This is a genomic window from Leisingera sp. F5 (assembly GCF_001593695.1).
Map to the genome: position 1 here is coordinate 1 of NZ_LUKH01000291.1, position 3,071 is coordinate 3,071.

At 63.6% G+C, this 3,071-nt stretch carries 3 protein-coding genes and 2 pseudogenes; 4 read left to right on the forward strand and 1 reads right to left on the reverse strand.

The window, feature by feature from the left end; all coding sequences use genetic code 11:
• Positions 1–56 precede the first annotated feature (56 nt).
• The gene (locus tag A2I95_RS29030) at positions 57–1,256 is read right to left on the reverse strand and encodes a hydantoinase/carbamoylase family amidase (protein WP_291735473.1); all 1,200 of its coding nucleotides are present in this window, start codon (positions 1,254–1,256) and stop codon (positions 57–59) included.
• A gap of 144 nt (positions 1,257–1,400) precedes the next feature.
• Here A2I95_RS29030 and A2I95_RS29035 point away from each other — a divergent pair, with 144 nt between their 5' ends.
• The 4 genes and pseudogenes from A2I95_RS29035 to A2I95_RS29050 form a co-directional block, all read left to right on the forward strand.
• A complete protein-coding gene (locus tag A2I95_RS29035; RefSeq protein WP_027257194.1) occupies positions 1,401–2,051 on the forward strand; it encodes a histidine phosphatase family protein in 651 nt (216 codons plus the stop codon).
• Between the two features lie 22 nt (positions 2,052–2,073).
• Positions 2,074–2,688, forward strand: coding sequence for a glutathione S-transferase family protein (locus A2I95_RS29040; RefSeq protein WP_291735477.1), 615 nt, complete (start codon positions 2,074–2,076; stop codon positions 2,686–2,688).
• Between the two features lie 11 nt (positions 2,689–2,699).
• Positions 2,700–2,933 (forward strand): annotated as a pseudogene (locus tag A2I95_RS29045) (saccharopine dehydrogenase); the annotation flags it as partial.
• Between the two features lie 58 nt (positions 2,934–2,991).
• A pseudogene (locus A2I95_RS29050) lies at positions 2,992–3,071 on the forward strand (histidine phosphatase family protein); the annotation flags it as partial.

Sequence of the window (3,071 nt, forward strand, 5' to 3'; positions counted from 1 at the left end):
TGTGAGAGGACATCCCGCAGGATGTTCGGGAACAGGCGGGAGAACCCGCCGGCAAATCACACAGCCAACGCCCGGGCAGCGCGATCCAGCACCTGCAGGCCCAGAACCAGATCTGGCTCCGCCGTATCCTCGTCAAAGGCATGGCTTATGCCGCCGATTGAGGGCACAAACAGCATTGCCGCAGGCATCACCGTCGCAAGATTGGCCGCATCATGCAAAGCACCCGACGGCATCTTTTGCCACATGCCCGGTGCAAGCGTCTCGGCGGCGGCACCCAACTCCGCCTGAAACCGGGCATCCATCGCCGCCGGTTCTAAGCCCATCACCGGGCCAAACTCAGATGCCACACTGTGATCGGCCGCGATCTCCTGCGCTGTCTCCTTGATGAGCGTTTCCATCCGCGCCAGCCGGACCGCATCAGCATCGCGCCATTGCACGGAAAATTCGACGCGCCCAGGCACAACAGAGGACGCATTGGGATGCAACGCCACATGACCGATAGTCCAAACTGTGGCAGGCGTCACCGCATTCGCGAAGCGGCTGTTCAGCGCCGTGTTGAAGGCCGACAGAGCCTGAAAGGCATCCCGGCGCAGGTGCATCGGCGTGGTACCGGCATGGTTCTGACGTCCAACAAACGTGATCCGCATGTCCCGGATGCCGACGATATCAGTCACCACCCCAAGCTTCACTCCGGTTTCCTCCAGATACGGCCCCTGTTCGATATGCATCTCCAGAAAGCCGCTGAACCGGTCGTGCGGCAGGAAATCCCCGGCCAGATCCGTCATCTGTGCCCGCATGTCCGCAAGCGTGTTGCCTTGAGTGTCTATAAACCCGTCCGCCTCCGCCAGCGCCAGCTTGCAGGTCCAGACATCCGAGCCGGTTAGCACTCCGAACCGCCCCTCCTCATCCTGAAAGCTGACGCATGAGATGGGCGGCCCGCCATCCTCCTTCGCGGCGCGGGCAATCTCCAGCCCGGCCACAACGCCCAGCGCGCCGTCCAGCCAGCCGCCTTCGGGCTGGCTGTCGCTGTGCGACCCCACCAGCAAGCTCTTCTCTCCGGCCAGTCCGAACAGGTTGCCGAGCGGGTCGAAATGCGGCTCTAAACCAGCATCTTTCATTCGTTGGGCCAGCCATTGGCGCGCGGCAAAGTCCGCATCTGAGTAGGCCTGCCGCACCACTCCCCTACCTACGCCCGACGCGCCAAAACTGCGGAGCATGTGCAAGTCGCCGGTAAAGCGCTGAGGGTCGAGGGGCATGCCGAGTCTCCAAATTGACAGAGGCACATTGCGCCATGTTTCGACAGCTCTCAACGAATTTGATCAGTGCAGCGCCAAGCCTGCCCTTCCCTCTGCCCGGAACCTCCCCTAAGACTTCCTCGGTAACTACGGAGCCGCCTGCCCATGTCCCACATCACGTTGATCCGCCACGGCCAGGCCAACACCGGCGCCCGGGACGAGGCCAGCTATGACCGTCTCAGCGATCTGGGCCACCAGCAGGCAGCCTGGCTGGGTGACCACCTGCGCGCCAGCGGCAGCCATCATCCGCGCGTCTATTGCGGCACGCTGACCCGGCATATCGAAACCGCTGCCTCGATGGGCTTTGCAGCTCCGGCGCAGGACGAGCGGTTGAACGAGATGGAGTATTTCACCCTCGCCGAGGCGATGCGCGATCAGCACGGACTGCCGATCCCGGAAGAGCGCGAGGGCTTTGTCGAGCATCTGCCAAAGGTCTTTGCCGCCTGGGCAGCCAGCGATATTGCCGAGCCTTACGAAAGCTGGGAAGCCTTCGAGACCCGCACCCGCCAAGCGCTGGACGACATCGCAGCAGGCGACGGCCCGGCGCTGGTGGTCACCTCCGGCGGGCTGATCTCGATGGCGCTGCGTCAGGCCATGGGGCTGGATACCGCGGCCATGGCCCGTGCGGCGCTGGCCATCATGAACACATCCATGCACCGGCTGTTCCCCATCGGCGGCCACTGGAGCCCGGTTTTGTTCAACGCGGTGCCGCATCTGGAAGCGCCGGACCGGCATTTTGCCCAGACACACCTTTGACGTCCGAACGGGAGGATAAGATATGCAGCTCTATTACGCCCCCAACACCATTTCGGTGGCCGTGGCCATCGCCCTGGAAGAAGCCGGGATCGAGTATGAGACGGTCAAGGTCGACTTTGCCGCCAAGGAACAGAACGGCGCCGCCTATGCCCAGATCAACCCCAAGGGCCGGGTGCCGGCGCTGGCGGTCGAGGGAGGCATCCTGACCGAAACCGGTGCGCTGCTGGAATACATCGCCGATATGGCCCCGGAGGCGTCCTTGCGCCCGCAGGACCCGGTGCTGCTGGCCCGCATGCGCGAGGTGATGTTCTACCTCGCCTCCACCATGCATGTGAACCACGCCCACATGCGCCGCGGCCACCGCTGGGCCAAGGAACGCTCCAGCTGGAAAGACATGCAGAAACTGGTGCCCCAGACCATGGCCGCCTGCTGCGACTATCTCAGCCAGGCCGGCCTGCGCGGGCCCTTTGTGCTGGGAGAGGCGGTCAGCATCGCCGATTGCTACCTCTATGTGGTCTGCACCTGGCTGGAAGGCGACGGCGTGACCATTGCGGACTTCCCGAAAATCCAGAACTTCATGACGGCAATGGAACAGCGCGAGTCAATCCGCGCAGTCTATGCCAAGGGAATGCTTTGAAGGACAAGACGATGACGCATCTATGGGTACGGGCAGAACAGCGCCCCAATGAAGAGCGGGCGGGCCTGACCCCCGAAGGCGCCAAGGCACTGCTGGACGCCGGCATCAAGGTCACGGTCGAGGAAAGCTCGGTGCGGGCGATCCCGCTGCAGGGCTACATTGATGCAGGCTGCGAAATCGCGCCGGAAAATTCCTGGCCCCAGGCGCCGGCGGATGCGATCATCTTCGGCCTCAAGGAACTGCCCTTCCCTCTGCCCGGAACCTCCCCTAAGACTTCCTCGGTAACAACGGAGCCGCCTGCCCATGTCCCACATCACGCTGATCCGCCACGGCCAGGCCAACACCGGCGCCCGGGACGAGGCCAGCTATGACCGTCTCAGCGA